This window comes from Devosia sp. (assembly GCF_965229025.1).
Classification (GTDB): domain Bacteria; phylum Pseudomonadota; class Alphaproteobacteria; order Rhizobiales; family Devosiaceae; genus Devosia_A.
In genome coordinates this window covers 2,934,474-2,951,037 of record NZ_OZ245853.1, presented here as the reverse complement: position 1 = coordinate 2,951,037, position 16,564 = coordinate 2,934,474, and the positions used below count along the sequence as shown (strand labels likewise).

15 protein-coding genes and 1 tRNA gene are annotated in these 16,564 nt (G+C 63.4%); 4 read left to right on the top strand and 12 right to left on the bottom strand.

Going from position 1 to position 16,564, the window contains the following annotated elements:
* Window positions 1-142 precede the first annotated feature (142 nt).
* The 3 genes from uxaC to ACO06J_RS14300 all read left to right on the top strand — a co-directional run bounded on the left by uxaC (window position 143) and on the right by ACO06J_RS14300 (window position 2,229).
* Window positions 143-1,549: a glucuronate isomerase gene (gene uxaC, locus ACO06J_RS14310; protein WP_421761393.1), complete on the top strand. Its 1,407-nt coding sequence runs from the start codon at window positions 143-145 to the stop codon at window positions 1,547-1,549.
* A gap of 9 nt (window positions 1,550-1,558) precedes the next feature.
* Window positions 1,559-1,885: a cupin domain-containing protein gene (locus ACO06J_RS14305; RefSeq protein WP_421761392.1), complete on the top strand. Its 327-nt coding sequence runs from the start codon at window positions 1,559-1,561 to the stop codon at window positions 1,883-1,885.
* A 182-nt stretch (window positions 1,886-2,067) separates the two neighbouring features.
* Window positions 2,068-2,229 (top strand): hypothetical protein, encoded by a 162-nt coding sequence (locus ACO06J_RS14300; protein WP_421761391.1) that lies wholly within the window; start codon window positions 2,068-2,070, stop codon window positions 2,227-2,229.
* A 264-nt stretch (window positions 2,230-2,493) separates the two neighbouring features.
* On the opposite strand, the gene ACO06J_RS14295 is transcribed toward ACO06J_RS14300, so the two are convergent.
* From ACO06J_RS14295 to ACO06J_RS14285, 3 genes are all read right to left on the bottom strand, one after another.
* On the bottom strand, window positions 2,494-3,516 hold the full coding sequence (locus ACO06J_RS14295; protein ID WP_421761390.1) for a 2Fe-2S iron-sulfur cluster-binding protein: 1,023 nt from the start codon (window positions 3,514-3,516) through the stop codon (window positions 2,494-2,496).
* Window positions 3,516-5,303: an ethylbenzene dehydrogenase-related protein gene (locus ACO06J_RS14290; RefSeq protein WP_421761389.1), complete on the bottom strand. Its 1,788-nt coding sequence runs from the start codon at window positions 5,301-5,303 to the stop codon at window positions 3,516-3,518. Before ACO06J_RS14290 ends, ACO06J_RS14295 begins: the two co-directional genes overlap by 1 nt.
* A 465-nt stretch (window positions 5,304-5,768) precedes the next feature.
* Window positions 5,769-7,025 carry an Hsp70 family protein gene (locus tag ACO06J_RS14285; RefSeq protein ID WP_421761388.1) on the bottom strand — a complete coding sequence of 419 codons (1,257 nt, stop codon included), beginning with the start codon at window positions 7,023-7,025 and terminating at the stop codon, window positions 5,769-5,771.
* Window positions 7,026-7,243: 218 nt separating this feature from the next.
* On the opposite strand from ACO06J_RS14285, the gene ACO06J_RS14280 reads away from it, so the two are divergent.
* The gene (locus ACO06J_RS14280) at window positions 7,244-8,146 is read left to right on the top strand and encodes a FecR domain-containing protein (RefSeq protein WP_421761387.1); all 903 of its coding nucleotides are present in this window, start codon (window positions 7,244-7,246) and stop codon (window positions 8,144-8,146) included.
* A gap of 15 nt (window positions 8,147-8,161) precedes the next feature.
* Here the strand turns inward: ACO06J_RS14280 and ACO06J_RS14275 are convergent, their stop codons facing one another.
* The 9 genes from ACO06J_RS14275 to ACO06J_RS14235 form a co-directional block, all read right to left on the bottom strand.
* Entirely contained in the window at window positions 8,162-9,187 is a 1,026-nt protein-coding gene (locus tag ACO06J_RS14275) for a hypothetical protein (protein WP_421761386.1), read from the bottom strand.
* A 124-nt stretch (window positions 9,188-9,311) separates the two neighbouring features.
* Window positions 9,312-10,898: a peptide ABC transporter substrate-binding protein gene (locus ACO06J_RS14270; protein ID WP_421761385.1), complete on the bottom strand. Its 1,587-nt coding sequence runs from the start codon at window positions 10,896-10,898 to the stop codon at window positions 9,312-9,314.
* A 75-nt stretch (window positions 10,899-10,973) separates the two neighbouring features.
* Entirely contained in the window at window positions 10,974-11,969 is a 996-nt protein-coding gene (locus ACO06J_RS14265; RefSeq protein WP_421761384.1) for an ABC transporter ATP-binding protein, read from the bottom strand.
* Entirely contained in the window at window positions 11,966-12,979 is a 1,014-nt protein-coding gene (locus ACO06J_RS14260; protein ID WP_421761383.1) for an ABC transporter ATP-binding protein, read from the bottom strand. Before ACO06J_RS14260 ends, ACO06J_RS14265 begins: the two co-directional genes overlap by 4 nt.
* An 8-nt stretch (window positions 12,980-12,987) precedes the next feature.
* Window positions 12,988-14,163: an ABC transporter permease gene (locus ACO06J_RS14255; RefSeq protein ID WP_421761382.1), complete on the bottom strand. Its 1,176-nt coding sequence runs from the start codon at window positions 14,161-14,163 to the stop codon at window positions 12,988-12,990.
* Entirely contained in the window at window positions 14,160-15,089 is a 930-nt protein-coding gene (locus ACO06J_RS14250; RefSeq protein WP_421761381.1) for an ABC transporter permease, read from the bottom strand. The genes ACO06J_RS14255 and ACO06J_RS14250 overlap by 4 nt, the downstream gene beginning before the upstream one ends.
* A gap of 90 nt (window positions 15,090-15,179) precedes the next feature.
* A complete protein-coding gene (locus ACO06J_RS14245) occupies window positions 15,180-15,677 on the bottom strand; it encodes a GAF domain-containing protein (protein ID WP_421761380.1) in 498 nt (165 codons plus the stop codon).
* Between the two features lie 167 nt (window positions 15,678-15,844).
* Window positions 15,845-15,920: transfer RNA gene (locus ACO06J_RS14240), tRNA-Ala, on the bottom strand.
* A gap of 152 nt (window positions 15,921-16,072) precedes the next feature.
* On the bottom strand, window positions 16,073-16,483 hold the full coding sequence (locus tag ACO06J_RS14235; RefSeq protein WP_421761379.1) for a TIGR02300 family protein: 411 nt from the start codon (window positions 16,481-16,483) through the stop codon (window positions 16,073-16,075).
* Between the last annotated feature and the right edge of the window lie 81 nt (window positions 16,484-16,564).

Sequence of the window (16,564 nt, the reverse complement as noted above, 5' to 3'; positions counted from 1 at the left end):
CGCCGCCCCGCCATAATGGGCAAGGGCCGCGCGTTGGGCAACCCTGTGTGCGACAGGCATCGGCCAAGTGCGGAGATGGGCATAGCTTTGACATCGTCGCCGCGGCTAAGTAACCAAGTGGTTCGGAAGGACGATGTGACCAATGCCACTGCTCGATGATGACCGCCTGTTTGATGCCGAACCCAAGGCGCGGGGCGTTGCCCGTGCGCTCTATGCCGGGGTCCGGAACCTGCCTATCGTCTCTCCCCATGGCCACACCGATCCGCGCTGGTACGCCGAAAACCAGAATTTCCCCGACCCGGCGCGGCTGCTGATCGTTCCCGACCACTATGTCTTCCGCATGCTGTTCTCGCAGGGCGTCCGGCTGGAAGAGCTGGGCGTGCCCACCACCGACGGCGCCGCGGTCGAGACCGATCCGCGCGTCATCTGGCGCCGGTTTGCCGAGAATTACTACCTCTTCCGCGGCACCCCGACGCGCATGTGGTTCGACCATACGTTATCGACGCTGTTCGGCATCGACGAGCTGCTGTCGCCCAACAATGCCGATGCGATCTACGACCGCATTGCAGACCAGCTGACCCGCGATGAGTTTCGCCCACGGGCCCTGTTCGAGCGCTTCAACATCGAGGTGATCTCGACCACAGATGGCGCGCTCGATGATCTCAAATGGCACCAGATGATCCGCGACAGCGGCTGGCGCGGCCGGGTCGTCCCTGCCTATCGGCCCGACGCGGTGGTGGATCCCGATTTCGAGGGCTTTTCCAAAAATCTCGACCGGCTGGCCGAGATCAGCGGCGCCGATACCGGCACCTGGCAGGGCTATCTCGATGCGCATCGCCAGCGCCGCGCTTTTTTCAAGAGCTTTGGCGCCACCTCGTCCGACCACGGCCACCCTTCGGCTGAAACCGCCAACCTGCCCCCGGGGGAAGCGGCCGCGCTTTTCGATCACGTGCGCACCGAAAAGGCCGATTCCCGCCAGCGCGCGCAGTTCCGCGGCCAGATGCTGACCGAAATGGCGAAGATGAGCGTCGACGATGGTCTGGTGCTGCAGATCCATCCCGGCGCCTGGCGCAACCATTCCCCCTCGATGCTGGCCCGTTTTGGCCGCGACAAGGGGTTCGATATCCCGACACGCACCGACTATGTCGCTGCGCTGAAGCCGCTGCTAGATGCCGTCGGCACCAACCCTGACCTCACAGTCATCCTCTTTACCCTCGACGAGACCGTCTATTCGCGCGAACTGGCCCCGCTCGCCGGCGTCTATCCGGCCCTGCGCCTTGGGCCGCCCTGGTGGTTTCACGATAGCCCCGAGGGCATGCGCCGCTTTCGCGAGATGGCGACGGAGACCGCCGGTTTCTACAACACCGTCGGCTTCAACGACGACACCCGCGCCTTCCCCTCGATCCCGGCGCGCCATGACGTCGCCCGCCGCGTCGACTGCACCTTCCTCGCCCGCCTTGTGACCGAACACCGGCTGGGGGAGGACGAGGCGCATGAGGTGGCGCACGATCTCGCCTATGGTCTCGCCAAGCGCGCCTACAAGTTGTGAGGGACAGAAATGCCTAAGGTCTTTGCCCAGCCCGAGGACGGAAAAGTAACTCAGCTCGATGGCTCTAGCCGTCGCGTCATCCTCGATCTGCCTGAACTGATGCTGGTCGAGTTCACCTTCGAAAAAGGCGGCATCGGCGCGCTGCACTCCCATCCGCATGTGCAGACCAGCTATGTGGCCAGCGGGGTGTTCGAGGTGACGATCGACGGCATGACCGAGACGATCGCCGCCGGCGGCGCCTATATCGTGCCATCCGGCCTGATTCACGGCGTAAAAGCACTGGAACCGGGCAAACTGATCGACAGTTTCACCCCGAGGCGCGACGACTTCCTCTAGCCGGCACGGGCCGCTACGCCCTTTGTGCACGCAATTCACATTGCATTGCAGTTGTGATCGGGCCGCCGTTCCTTATTGTGTGGGAACAGTGCACCGTTATCCGTCGCACAAACGGAGTCGGGTTGGAGATGCCGGTGGACGAGCAATATCGCGGACATGCCATACGCATCAGCAGGTCAAGCATGTGGCACGCCGTGCTGGTCGAACTCGATTCCGGTACCACGCTCCCCACCAAGGCGACGGCTCTGATGCGCGAGGGTCGGACTGTGGCTCTGGAGCGGGCCCATGAGCTGGTCGATCTCTACATCGATGGCGTCGCCGCCCGCGCAGCGGATGCCGCCTGACCATCTGCTGACGGAAAGCTGACAGGCGAAGTCCCCGTCCTGTCACCTGTGCTGGAGTAGCATTCGCGCTGGGGCCACAATCATACTTTTTGCAGAGCACAGGCTGACGGTTCGACTTCGTCGGCTGGTCTTCAGCATTCCTGGACCCTGCGGGATCTGACGTCGCCTTCGTTGGACCGCCGCGCCTGCGTTCCCCGCCCGGGGCCTGGGCAACTCGCTGGCTCGCCTCGCAATACTCAGAGGCGAGCCAGTTCTTCTTGCCCGTCAGGCGGCGCTTGCCCGCGCACGCGGACCCGGATTTGGCCATGCCAGTCGCTGCGTGGTCCCCACATCGCGTGCGTTCCCGCTAGCCTCAAACGGATCGCTGTAAAACTCGGCACCAACCCTGTCGGCGCGTGCTGCGAGCAGCTTGATCATGGCTGGGGCGCCCGCTGCATACACCACGTCTTCTGCCTTGAGGTCGGGAGTATGCTGATCGGGGCTGCCTGTACGCACAATGCTGAGGCCCTGCGGGACCTCGCTGGCGGTAACAATGACCTTGACGCCCGGAAAGCTCTGCAGCGTCACCAACCCGCGCGCCATGTAGAGGGACGGCACGGTTCTGGCGCCTGTTACGACCACCATCTCCCGGGCGTGATCTTCGTGCAGCGCTGCGGACGCGATGGACAGGATGGGCGCAAAGCCGGTTCCTCCGGCCACCAGCACCATGCGCCCGGACCGACCCGGCCTGAAGAACGCGGCACCAAAGGGCCCCTCAACGCGCACCTTGTGACCTTGAAGAATGTCCTCACCCAACGCCATCGACACCCGTCCATCGCGGACCCGCTTGATATGCAGGGTGATGTCATCGGTGGTCGATGAACCGTCTGCCGGCAGCGTCGGGCTGAACGATCGCGCCGGAAAGCCGCGGAACTTGAAGGTGCAGTACTGCCCGGGACGGAACACTATCGGGTTGGCCAGCTTGATCCCCACTTCGATCACGTCGGCACAGCGCACTTTCAGTGAGGTGACCTCGCCATTGGCCGCACGCACCGGTGGCAACTGCTCAAAACTGATATCGAGATCGGAAAACACGCGCGCCTGGCACGCGTGCACCATGCCACGCTGCATCGATGCGCCGCCCAATGTCGAGCCGCGTGCCACCTTGGTCAGGCAGCTGCCGCAACGTCCGGCGCGGCAATCGTGCGGAAACGCAATGCCTTGAGCGAGCGCGGAATCGAGCAGGAACTCACCGCTTCGCGCGCTGAAAGTAGTTCCGTTTGCGGTAATGGAATGCAGTTTTGGCATCACTTTAGCTCCAGGGTCAGGGGTCGGGTGTGGTGGGTATGGTGGGTAGCGGAATGATCAAAGACCGCGACCCACAGCATGTCGCCGGAGGCGATCGGAATGTCCCCGTGCGACGCGGTCGCGAGGGGGGCGGCGAGCTCCAGGGTCCAGCGGCCGGCCGACCAGCGGGCGACGCCGTGCACGTCGGCAACGTCGCCGCTCGGCGTGCACGAGACCAGCACGCCCGGAATGATGGCGCCGAGCGGAATGCTGGCATCGGCCGTGGTTGAGTAGGGTTGCGACTCCGTGTCACTCAGCCACCAGTTGGTGTCTTCCTCCTCGCTGAAGTCCCCATTGTCGTAGACCTCTCCCAGCTCTTCGATGGCATGCGCCATGTCCTTGGGCAGGCGAAGCGGGGTGACCACCGATCCATTTGCCGGCTGCATATTGTCGGCGTGGCAGGGGTCGCCATCATCGAGGCCAAAGCCACCAGTGTAGCGCTCATTGCCCGCGATCTGGGCCGGGCTGGGACGCATTGGCCCGATAAAGTGCGCGTCCTCGATATGGCCGCCCGCGCCTCCATGCGAAGCCCGCCAGACCCAGACGTCGGCGAGCCCGTTTGGCGCTGTATAGTGGAGCCCACGCCCAGATGCGCTTGCCGGCGCATCGGCGAGCGGCTTGGCGGCAAGGTGAATGGCGGCCCCGATTACCGGCAGCGTGGGCTGGGTGATGAGGATCGAGAATTTGTCTTCGTTGAAGACATCCTCGCGGGCTGGGTTGGGGTCGGTTTCCACCACATGCCAGCCGTCCTCGCGCTTGACCAGCGGACGGTGCTTGAGCGAGCGCGTCGGGTCGTCCCAGGTGATCGCCATGTAGAGATTGTCGAAATCGTGTACCGCCCTGACCTCGACGCGCGACTCGCCGGTGCCCGCAAGATTGGCGCCTTCCGTCGTGACAATGCTGACGGGTGGGGCGCTGACCCAGATCGCGTCTGAGATATCGCCGTCAATCTCTGGCCGCTCCATGACACCGAGCTCCCCGATCGGCCGCACAACAAGCGCCACAGCGCTGCTGCGATCGAAGGCAACCCCTGCTGCCAACGTTAACAATCCCACCAGCAAAGAGGCGACCAGCGGAGCTCGGGGTTTGCCCTGAGGTGATGCGGGCGCTGTCAGAGGAGCGGGATCACTCGCCACACCGCGCCGCATCTCGTCCACCAGCTGGATGTGGTCGGCCAACAGCCCGAGAATGTCAGGTTCGGGTGGAGTCTCGACCAGCCGCGTAGGCAGCACAATGCGCAGCAACTGGGCGACGCCGCCATAGAGGGCATGGATCAGCACATGCAACAGCGGGAAGGCGAGGCAGATCCACACGGCGTTGCGGTGGAGGACCAGTGCCCAACCGGCCTGCCCCAGATAGAGCATCAAACCGCTGGCGATCTCTACGGCGAACGCACCGAAGGCGATCCACAGAACCACCACCCCGAGCGCCGCCCAGCGTCCGGAACCGGCGCGCGCCAGTGTCGTCAGGCGCGTCCGGTCCAGACGCGACCTCTGCGTGAGGCGTGCCAGCAGGATGTATGCGGCGTAGCCACAGAGCGCCGCCGTAAAGCCGAGCGCGCCGATAACGTGCCACAGCCATAGATTTTCGCGGGGCAGGACGGCGTCTAGCGCAAGCAGCCAGCGCAAGCCAGGATCGTCTGCAGCAATCCTGAGCCCCGTGCTCATCGCCACCGCGAGAGACACCACGAGGAGCCAATGCCACACAACAGTACCGATGTCCGTCCGGCGCAGCCGAGCAAACCCCATAGTCAAACCCCCACGCGTCCCCAACTGGGACGAGCCGTTGAACCGAGGAATCCGTCTCCTGGTGGAGGCCGAAATCCAGTCGGTCGTCACGCTGCCCTCGCCTGGGACGCGCCTGATTTGATGAAGCCGCTGCACTGCCGCCCGACAGTGGTCACGCAGGTTGTCGATACGTATCTGGCCCGCCACGCTGCTGAACGATCCACCGAATGTCGGGGACCACGCGGATCAGCCAGATCTCGTCAACGCGCTTAACGAACAATCCCTGGGTCCACAAAGTGTCGCCAGTCGGGACAAAATGCGGAGACATCACGGAATATATGTCAGCACGCTTGACGCTGTATGAAGCTGTCTTGAGCCCATCACTTGGTCAAGGCAGTCTGCTTTTAGGCGTTAATCAGATGCTACCGCGTCATGGCTTTCTGCAGCAGTAGTGCTGTCAGTCGTGCTGTCTTGGGCCACGAAAGACTAGATGAAACGCCGTGAGGCATCGATGGCGAGGCCGAGTCCGACGCTGCCGAAGGCATCGGTTTCGACCGCCTTGGCCGAAGGGAACATCTCACGCAGCATGACCGCGACCGATGGCACCTTGGTCGAGCCGCCGGTGAGGATCAGCGTATCGATCGCCGAGCCCGGAACGCCCGCCGCCTTGAGCGTCAACTCGATCGAGCGGGCAATCGATCGCGTGGCGCCATCCAGCGCTTCGGTCAGCATGGTGCGGGTAATTTCTGCTTTGAGGTCGACATCGCGCGCGGCAAAGCGGAACAGCGTGTGCTCGACCTCGCTCAGCGCGATCTTGGCCTCTTCGACGCGTCCTGCCAGCCGGTGCCCTTGCCGCTCTTCGACGAGCGCAATCAGCATGCTGACGAGATCGGGGTGGCGCGCCTCCTTGCAGGTCGAGCGCAGCTCAGTAAGGAGCTTGGGGTTATAGAGCCGGTTGATCCGGTGCCAGGTGGCAAAATCATAATAGGGGCCCGAGGGCAGGGGGCGCTTGCCGTCGGCGGTCTCGCTGCCATAGCCCAGGAGCGGCATCACCTTTTTGAGCGACAGCAGCCGGTCGAAATCGGTGCCGCCAATGTGGACGCCTGCCGTGGCGAGAATATCGGCTTTCCGGTCGACGGCGCGGGCCCGTTCGGGCGACAGCCGGATCACGGTAAAGTCCGAGGTGCCGCCGCCGATATCGGCAACCAGTGCCAGTTCTTCCTTCGCCACCTGCTGCTCGTAGTCGAGGGCGGCGGCGATCGGCTCGAACTGGAACTCGACATGGCGGTAGCCCTGCGCCCGCACCGCCCCTTCAAGCTGGCGCTGTGCTTCGGCATCGGCCTTGGGATCATCGTCGACGAACTGTACCGGGCGCCCGCAAACCACCGCTTCGATCGGCTGCCCCAGTTCGAGTTCAGCGCGCCGCTTCAGTTCGGCAATGAACAGCCCCAGAATGGCGGAAAACGGCCAGACCTGGCGCTTGACCCGGGTCGAGTCGGCGAACAGTGACGTGCCGAGGACGCTCTTGATCGAGCGCATCAGGCGCCCATCGGCGCCCGTCACATACTCGCTGACCGCTGCCCGGCCGAAGAACGTATTGTCGGCCTCGAATGAAAAGAACAGCGCCGAGGGGATAGTCGGCTTGCCGTCCTCAAGTGCGAGGAGGCGCGGCGCGCCATTGCCGCCGGCAACTGCAACGGTGGAGTTAGAGGTGCCAAAATCCATGCCGCAATGGGTCTGCATTGCCGGGGTCTCCGTGCGCCGAACGCGGGGTGAAATCTGGCGCCGCTTGTGCGGCTGCGGCTTTGCGAGCCCGCCTGGCAGCGGAGCTAACCGGAGCGGGACGCGCAGATATCTGTGGGGCGGCCAGCAAGTCAAGCCATCAGCCGATTGCCCGACGCTGTTAGCGGTCCATTCACCCTGGCGGCCTAGACTCCCCAGCGCAAAAACCGGTGGGTTCCATGCCCAATCTGCGGATCGTTGGCATCGCCCTGATCTTGTCCGTCCTGCCCGCCCACGCGGCGGATTGGCAGGCGACGCGCGTTACTGGCGTCGTCGAACAGTCGGTAAATGACCAGTGGCTACCGCTTCAGCGCGACGATATCGTCCCTGATGGGCGCCCGGTGCGAACCCTCGCCGACGGGCAAGTCGATCTGCGGCGTGACACGGACCTGCTCAGCCTCGGCCCTGCTACCCAGGTCGCCATCACCGAGAGTACGGCCGAGCCGTTCACCACGGTCAGTCAGGCCTATGGCACCGTCGAAGCGGAAGTGACGGTGCAGCCGTTTGAACATTTCGAGGTCAAGACGCCACTGCTCGCGGCCGTGGTCAAGGGTACCCATTTCATCGTCCAGTCGACCGGCGCTACCGCGTCGGTTCGGGTGACGCGTGGCACCGTGGGGGTCGAGGCGCTGGAGACCGGCAAGACCACGCTGGTCAGCACCGACGAAACCGCAAGCATCCGGCTCGGCGGCGACCTCGAAGTGGCGACGGCGCAGCAGCCGATACCGCCTTCTCTCGCCGCTGACACATCCGCCGCGCCCGCTACCGACAATTCGGCGGCGCGGCTTGCGACTACCGTGGCCGAAGTCGGCAGCGCGGAGGCTCAAGCGCCGGCGCCAAAGGTGGAGGTCGCCGTGCCGGCCCCGACCGGCACGTTCAAACTACCTGCCGCGCTGACCTCCGCTCCTGAAGGCTCCGGGGTGGCCAATCTGCTGCTCTCCTATGACCAGCCGGCCCGTAGCGTCACCAAGCCGGACAAGGACGCCGAGAGCATGTTCGGCCCCGCCCTTGGTGCAGCCATCCTTTGCGGCGGCATCCTGCTGGGCGGCATTGCCATCCTGTTCCGCCGGATCTTCGGCTGAGGCGCCGGCCAGAACTCAGGCTGTATCGGCGGCCCATGCCCACCACTGGGCCATGCGCGCCGCGACCTGGCGCGAGCGCTGCTGGGGCGGCGCATCCGAGTGGGCGATGGCAAAGCTCTCCCTGAACATCACCTGGGTTTCGAAGGAAAATACCCTTGCAATGTTCAGGTCCCCGGCCGCGCTTGCTCGCGGCGCGCTGGCTTTGCCCATGAGGCGCTCCTCCATCACCTGCCTGAGGCGAGGCGGGGTCACGAGCCGAGCCGCCTTGCCCGCGAACTGCGCCCGCACGAACGCGTCCACTTCAGACTGTCGTTGCGACAAGGTCCCGTCACGATTGAGCAGGAACAGCACCAGCGACGTCTCGATTGGGTTGCGGGGATTGACGCGGGCATCCATCGGCGCCTGCCAGGTGACATGGTCGAGGCCCATGAAGGCGCAGAAGTCGGCGATCGTCGATCCGCCGACGAGACTCTCATAATCGCGAAAACTCAGTTCGGTGCCGGGCACCTGCGCCAGCGACTTAGCAATGGCGCGAGCATCAAAGCACGCCTGCCATTCCTTGGAGCGGAGGTTCCCCGTTTCCACCACAGTTCGCGCCACCTGCGAAAACTCATCGCCAAAACCGCTGCGGAGCTTTTGCAGGAATACTGACTCGAGGTGGTCAGTGACATTGCGGGTGTAGACGAGGAACCGAACCGAAAAACCGAGGCTCGCCGCACGGGCTGCCACGCCCGTCCAGCGCGCCGGATGCAGCAGCGAATTCTCGAAATCCTCGCTCGACAGCAGCACCGTGCGGCCGGTGAAGCCGTCGATCTCTTTGAACAGCGCATCGAACTCGCCGACATCCGACATGTAGCGGCGGTCCCGCCCCAGCCACCAGGCGAGGTTGTGGTGACCAGTGAGCCCGTATGCAGCGGGGATGCCGGCTCGCGGGTAGCTGATCCCCAGTCCTGCGAGCACTTCGACATTTGCGAACAGGAAATTCTGCAATGCCGTCGTGCCGGTCTTGTGCAGACCGCAGTGGATCAGGAGTTCAGGCAATCGTGTCCCCTTCTTCGACCATGGTAGCACCCACACCCTTCTGGCATGAAACGGCAGGCGAGGCAGCCAGCCTCAAATGAAAGGCCCGGGCGGAACCCGGGCCTTTGAAGCTTTGAGGAAGCGCTTACTTTTCGACGGTGACCGCGTCGAAATAAGGCTGGTTCAGCGGTGAGCGCCAGAAGCCTTTCACGTAGGGCTTCATCATCATGTAGTTGTTCCGGTAGTAGAGCGGCAGGATGACCATGTTGTCCATCACCAGCGCCTCGGCCTTGCGCATGTCGTCGAGCGAGGCCTTGGGATCGTTGGTGGTCTTGGCGTCGGTGATCAGCTTGTCGTAATCGGCGTTCTTCCAACCGGCGAGGTTGTTGGCACTGTCGGATGTGAAGTTGTCGAGGAAGGTCATCGGGTGCGGGTAGTCGGCGCCCCAGCCCATCTGCGCGATCTGGAACTGCTGCTTCTGCACTTCCGGATAGTAGACCTGCCATTCAGAGGCCTGGATCTTTACGTCGATGTTGAGGTTCTGCTTCCACATCTGCTGGATCGCTTCCAGCGTCTTTTCGACCGGCGGTGACGTGTAGGTCATGAACACGGTTTCGGGGAAACCCTTGCCGTCCGGATAGCCGGCATCCGCAAGGAGCGTCTTGGCATCATCGACTTCAGCGGTCGGCGCAAGGCCGAACTCCGAGGTCCCGGTGCGGAAGTCTTCGCCATCGACATTGATGCCGGGCGGCACGAGGCCCAGGGCCGGCTGGTCGGCCGTCTGCAGCACGAAGTCGATGATGTTCTGGCGGTCGATCGCCTCCGACAGCGCCTTGCGGACGCGGACGTCGTCGAGCGGCTTCTGGTTGGGGTTGAAGAAGGCATAGGTGGTGCCCAGCGCCGGCACGACGAGGAAGCCATTGCCATCAGCCGAGGAAAGGCGCGGAATTTCCGGGCCGGGCACGGCCTCGATGCCATCGACATCACCGGCCTCATAGGCAGCGAGCGCGGTTGCGGGATCGGGCACGAGGCGGAAGGTCAGCTTGTCGAGGCTGACGGCAGCGGCGTTGTAGTAGTTCGGGTTCTTTTCAAGCACCGTTGACTTGCCGAAATTGAACTCGGTGACGCGGAACGGGCCGGTGCCGATATAGGTCTTGGGATCGCGGGTCCAGCCTTCCGGGTTGGCATCGACGATATCCTGGCGCGCCGGGTCGAACACCGAAAACGGCAGCAGCTGCAGCATATAGGCAAGGCGCGTCTTCAGCGTGAATTGAAGGGTCTGATCGTCGATCGCCTTGACCGCGAGGTTGTCCTTGGTCTGGTCCTTGTAATAGTCCTCGGCGCCGGCAAGCGCGTAGAGGACGGGTGCATTCTTTGCGCCAGCAGCCGGGGTCAGGACGCGCTTCCAGGCGTAGACGAAATCACCAGCAGTGACAGGCTTGCCGTCCGACCACTTGGCGTCAGCGCGCAGGTGGAACGTGTAAGTGAGGCCGTCTTCGCTGACCTCCCACTTTTCGGCCAGCGCCGGCACCACGCTGCCATCGGGCGCGTATTTGACAAGGCCTTCAAACGTCGCCCCGATCACCGGCAGAGCGAAGGTCTCCGTCGTGGTGCTGGGATCGTAAGTGGCGGATTCATTGTTGACCACATAGGTCACCTCACCGGCGGCCAGTACAGGCGCCACGCCGAGCAGCAGTGCCGCGGCGGTGAGTGGCAACAGTCTCTTCAACATACATTTTCTCCTAAGTTCAGCCCCCATGAGGTGCCGTTGCATGACGTTCTTATAGTCGTCGCGGGCCGCTCCGCTTCAAGCTGGCAGAGCCGCCCCTGACATCACTCTATCCGCATAATGACAGGCGGCGAAATGGCCCTCGCCCATATCTTTGAGCGGCGGTTCGGTCTGGGCGCAGAGCTCTGTCGCCAGCGGACAACGGGTGCGGAAGCGGCAGCCTGAGGGGATCGCGAGCGGGCTTGGGATCTCGCCCGCGAGCGGCGCGGTTTCGCGGCGGGCGCTCGGGTCGGCGACCGGAATCGAGGCCAGCAGCGCCTTGGTGTAGGGGTGCGCGGGCTGGCGATAGAGCGCGTCAGAGGGCGACAACTCAACGATCTTGCCCAGGTACATCACCCCGATCCGGTCGGCGATGTGGCGCACCATCGACAGGTCATGCGTGATGAACAGGTACGTCAACCCCAGCTCGTTCTGCAGGTCCTCGAGCATGTTGACGATCTGCGCCTGGATCGAGACATCGAGCGCCGAGATCGGCTCGTCGCAGATCACGAGATCCGGGTTGAGCGCGATGGCCCGCGCGATGCCGATGCGCTGGCGCTGGCCCCCCGAGAATTCGTGCGGAAAGCGGGTGGCGTGATCGGGGTTGAGGCCGACGCGGCCGAGCAGCTCGTTGACCCGGGCGTGGCGCGATGCGGCGTCCCCGATGCCGGCAATTTCCAGCGGCTCGACGATCAGGTCGCGCACCGTCATCCGGCCGTTGAGCGAGGCATAGGGGTCCTGAAAGATCATCTGCATGCGGCGCCGATAGGGGCGCAGCTGCTGCTCGGTGAGATCGGCTATGTCGTCGCCATCAAACAGCATCTCGCCGCTGGTGGGGCGATAGAGCCGGATCAGGGTCCGGGCGAGGGTGGATTTGCCGCAGCCGCTTTCGCCGACGAGGCCGAGTGTTTCACCGCGCGCAATGGCGAGATCGACGCCGTCGACCGCGCGCAGCACGGCCTTGTTGCGGCTCAGGATGTCGCCGCCCATGGTGAAATGCTTGGTGAGGTTTCTGAGTTCAAGCAGCGGCGTCATGCGACAGCCTCGATCGGCCGGTTGATGGTCTCGACCTTCGGGGCGTCCGGGTGATGCAGCCAGCAGCGCGCGCGCTGGCCAGGCGCAGGCTCGAACAGCGGCGGTATCGCCGCGCTGCATTGCACCATGGCGTGCGGACAGCGGGGCGCAAAAGGGCAGCCAGGGGGCGGCTTCAGCATATCGGGCGGCGAGCCAGGGATCGGCAGCAGCCGGTGGTGCGCCTCCTCGCGGAGATCGGGGATCGAGGCGAGGAGCCCGCGCGTATAGGGGTGCTTGGGGTGGGCGAAGAGGTCGCGCACCTGGCCCTCCTCCATCACCATGCCGCCATACATGACGACGACGCGGTCGGTAACTTCGGCGATCACGCCGAGGTCGTGGGTGATGAGGATCACCGCCATGCCGAGCCGGGTTTGCAGTTCCTTCAACAGCGCCAAAATCTGGCGCTGGATAGTGACGTCGAGCGCCGTGGTCGGCTCGTCTGCAATCAGCAGCTTCGGATCGCACGCCAGCGCCATGGCGATCATCACGCGCTGCCGCATGCCGCCCGAGAACTCATGCGGATAGGAGCGCAACCGGCTTTCGCCCGAGGGAATCCGCACCAGCTGGAAGAGCTCGATCGCGCGGGCTCGGGCCTCGGCACGGGACACCTTGCGGTGCCGCATCACCGTCTCGATCACTTGTTCGCCGACGGTCAGCGTCGGATTGAGCGAGGTCATCGGGTCCTGGAAGATCACGGCGATATCGTTGCCGCGCAACTCGCGCAGCTCGTCTTCTTCGAGCTTGAGCAGATCGCGCCCTTCGAACAGCGCCGAGCCGCCCAGCACCCGGCCGGTGCCCTTGAGGAGGCGCAGGATCGACATGCACGTGATCGACTTGCCCGAGCCGCTCTCGCCGACAATGCCCAGCGTTTCACCCGGTGCGATAGAAAACGAGACGTCACGCACCGCCTGCACCTCGCCGCGCGAGGTGAAAAAGCTGGTGCGGAGATCGGCGACCTCAAGCAGGGTCATGTCCGCACTCACGTCCGCATCCTGGGATCGAGCGCATCGCGGAGGCCATCGCCGAGAAAGTTGAAGGCGAACATGGTGAGGCTGATTGCGGCAGCGGGAAAGAACAGCTGGTAGGGGTAAGCGCGCAGCGTCTCCACAGCTTCGCTGGTCAGCGTGCCCCAGCTGGCTTCCGGCGGGGTGACGCCGAGGCCGATGAAGCTCATGAAGCTCTCGATGAAGATGGCGCTCGGGATCAGCATGGTCAGCGTCACGAGGATCGGGCCGATCGCATTGGGCAAGAGATGCCGGACGAGGATGCGGGGCGTCGTCGCCCCCATGGTGCGCGCCGCGGCAACATAATCCTGCTGCTTCAGCGTCAGGATCTGGCCGCGAACGATCCGTGCCATGTCGACCCAATAGACCGAGCCGATGGCAAGGATCACCGCCGCAAAGCCCGAGGTCAGTACCACCATGATGAGGATGACGTAGAGTGTCAGCGGAATGGTCGAGATGATCTCGACGACGCGCATCATCACCGTATCGGTCTTGCCGCCGAGATAGCCGGCAAGCCCGCCGTAGAAGACGCCGATGAAAAAATTCACTAGCGTCGCGACCAGCGCCACCGTCAGCGAAATGCGCGCGCCATAGAGCTGGCGGGCCAGCACGTCGCGGCCGAGCTGGTCAGTGCCCAGCGGATTGATCGAGTTCCACTGCCAGCCGCCTGACACGAGTTCGGTGCCGTCCTCGAGCGTGATCTTGCCCTTCGAGGTATCGATGCTGACCTGCCGGTCGCCGATCTTGAAGATCTGCGTCTTCTTCATCAGGTCTTTCTTGGTCGCGCGAACGAGGTCGCCCATGGCGCCGTCGGGGCCGATGGCATAAAGGTTCTGGCTGCTTGTGTTGAAGAAGAACCGGGCGGTGCTGCCATCGGTCTGCGGCACAGAATAGGTCGGGAAAGCCGGCGGCACATTGGCGTGTTTAAGGTCCTGCTCGTAATAGTTGTGGCCGTAGACAAACGGCCCGAAAATCGCTGCCAGTACCAGCAGCACAATGAACGCCAGCCCGCACATGGCGAGCTTGTTGGCAGAGAGACGCTGCCGCACATCCTGCCAATAGGTGAGGCTGGGTGCGGCGATCACCTCGGCGGCGCCCGCCTGCTGGATCGCGGGAGCCCACATGGCCGGGCTGATCTCGATCTCGCTCATCGTGCCTGCGCCCCGTATTTGATGCGCGGATCGAGCACGAGATAGAGCATGTCGACGATGAAGATCATCACCATAAGGATCGCTGCGTAAAAGATGGTGATCCCCATGATCGCGGTGTAGTCGCGATTGGTGATCGACAGCACGAAGTGCCGGCCAATGCCGGGCAGGGCGAAGATCTGTTCGATGACGAACGAGCCGGTGAGAAGGTTGGCGGCCACCGGGCCGAGCACCGTAACCACCGGGATCAGCGAGTTGCGGAGGCCGTGCTTGAAGAGGATCTGCCCGGGCATCAGGCCCTTGGCCTTGGCGGTCGTCATGTAGTCCTGCTGCAACGTTTCGAGCAAACTCGAGCGCGCCAGCCGTGCCACGAACGAGATCCAGAAGCCCGAGAGCGCGAAGACCGGCAGGAAATAGCCCCGCCAGTCATCGACGCCAAAGGTCGGCACCCAGCCGAGCCGCAGCGCGAAGAGATAAAGCGCCATGGTGGCGACCACATAGGACGGCACGGCGACGCCGATGGTCGCGACCACCATCACCAGCGTATCGGGCCAGCAATTGCGGTTGAGCGCCGCCACCACCCCGAATGGCACACCCAGCGCGATGACGCAGAGAAATGCGAGGACCCCGACCTGCGCCGTGACCGGCAGGCCCTGCGCGATCATCTCGTTGACGCTCATGCCTGGGTATTTGAAGGACGGCCCGAAATCGAGGGTCGCGATACCCTGGAGATAGCTCAGGTACTGCACCCAAATCGGCTGATCGAGATGGAACTTGGCATCGAGCGCCGCCTGGATTTCGGGCGCCATCATCTTGTCGGACACGAACGGGCCGCCGGGCACGGCATGCATCAGAAAGAAGGTCAGCGTGATGATGGCAAACAGCGTCACCAGCATGAGCCCAAGACGTTGCAGCACGTATCCGGTCATGCCGACCGAGCCCTAAACCCAAGGAAAAACAAGATGATGTCCAAATTATCTGCGGACATCAAAACATCGAAACCGCACACATGCAACCGGCTAGATGGTGAAGCGGCTCCTGAGGATCAGGAAGCATGCGATGGCCGGGACAACCAGCAGCTTCGCCGCCTCGACCCGTTCCAGCGTGTAGAAACCCTCGGCATCGAGCAGGTTGACGCTGCCCAGCATTTCACCGCCGGCGACGATCGGCATGTTGATGGCCGAACCGCAGCCAAGCGAGACGATGAGATCAAGGTCGGGGAAATCCGCGCGCATCGCCTCCACCGAATTGACGACGTAGACGAAGCGCTCCTCGGTCATCTTGCGGTAGTTTTCATCGAAGACGATCGGCTTCGTGCCGAGCACCGGATAGGCCGTCTCGTCGCTCGAATAGACGCGCCGGACATAGCCGCCCTTGGGATTGTCGGCCGTCATGGTGAAGAGCTTCGCCCCGACCGTCGCAACGGCAAGCTGATGCAGCGCCAGCCCGACATCGCGTTCGGTTTGGTAGGACGCAAGCGCGTCGGCGAAGGCCTGGAGGGGTGCGGTTGTGTTCATGGGCTGAGGTATGTCGGGCAAGCCGGAAATTGTCCAGTCCACCGAAAGAGCGACGCGCGGCCGCGCTACAGACGCAGCGCGGGATGGTCACACCTTGCTGGACGCAGGCCAAGACCTGTCGCGCAAGATGATGAAGTGACGTCTGGTCTATGATGGAAGGTGAGATTTGGTGGAGCTTAGCGGGATCGAACCGCTGACCTCTTGCATGCCATGCAAGCGCTCTCCCAGCTGAGCTAAAGCCCCATCAATGATCCCTAGGGGATCGCATCAGGTGGCACGATTGCGAAGTGCATCGTGCCCCGGGAATGTGCACTGCGGCGGGTGCCGTCGCAGCGCGGAGCTATCTAGTCACAAGGCCTTCATCATGCAAGGGCCTTTTTCAGCGTCGGGAGCGCTTAGCGCTCGTCGCCGCCGCCGACGTCGAAATCGAGGTTTTCGTCGTCTTCGTCTTCCTCTTCGAGGAACACGTCAGCGTCATCCTCACCAATGTCTTCGACGTCTTCGACGCCTTCCACATCAGGAATCTCTTCGCCTTCTACGCCGGCCTCTTCGGCATCGGCATCCTCGAGCGAAACGATTTCCGGAGCATCCGGAGCGACCACTTCCTCGACCTCGACCTCATCGTCCTCTTCATCCTCGTTGCGCGAGGCACCGGCTTTCGCCTTGGCGACGGCGTTGAGGTCGAAAAAGGAACGTGGGTAGGATTTACCCGTATAGGGCGAGACGATCGGATCCTTGTTGAGATCGTAGAACTTCTTGCCGGTATCGGGGTCTTCGCGCTTGGTACCGCGGACGTCTTTGGCCAATTGCTTCCTCGCAATTAAAGCGGGATCAGGAAAAGTTGCAGACTTTTCCGGTGTGATCCCGCGACAAAACAGAGACCTGGG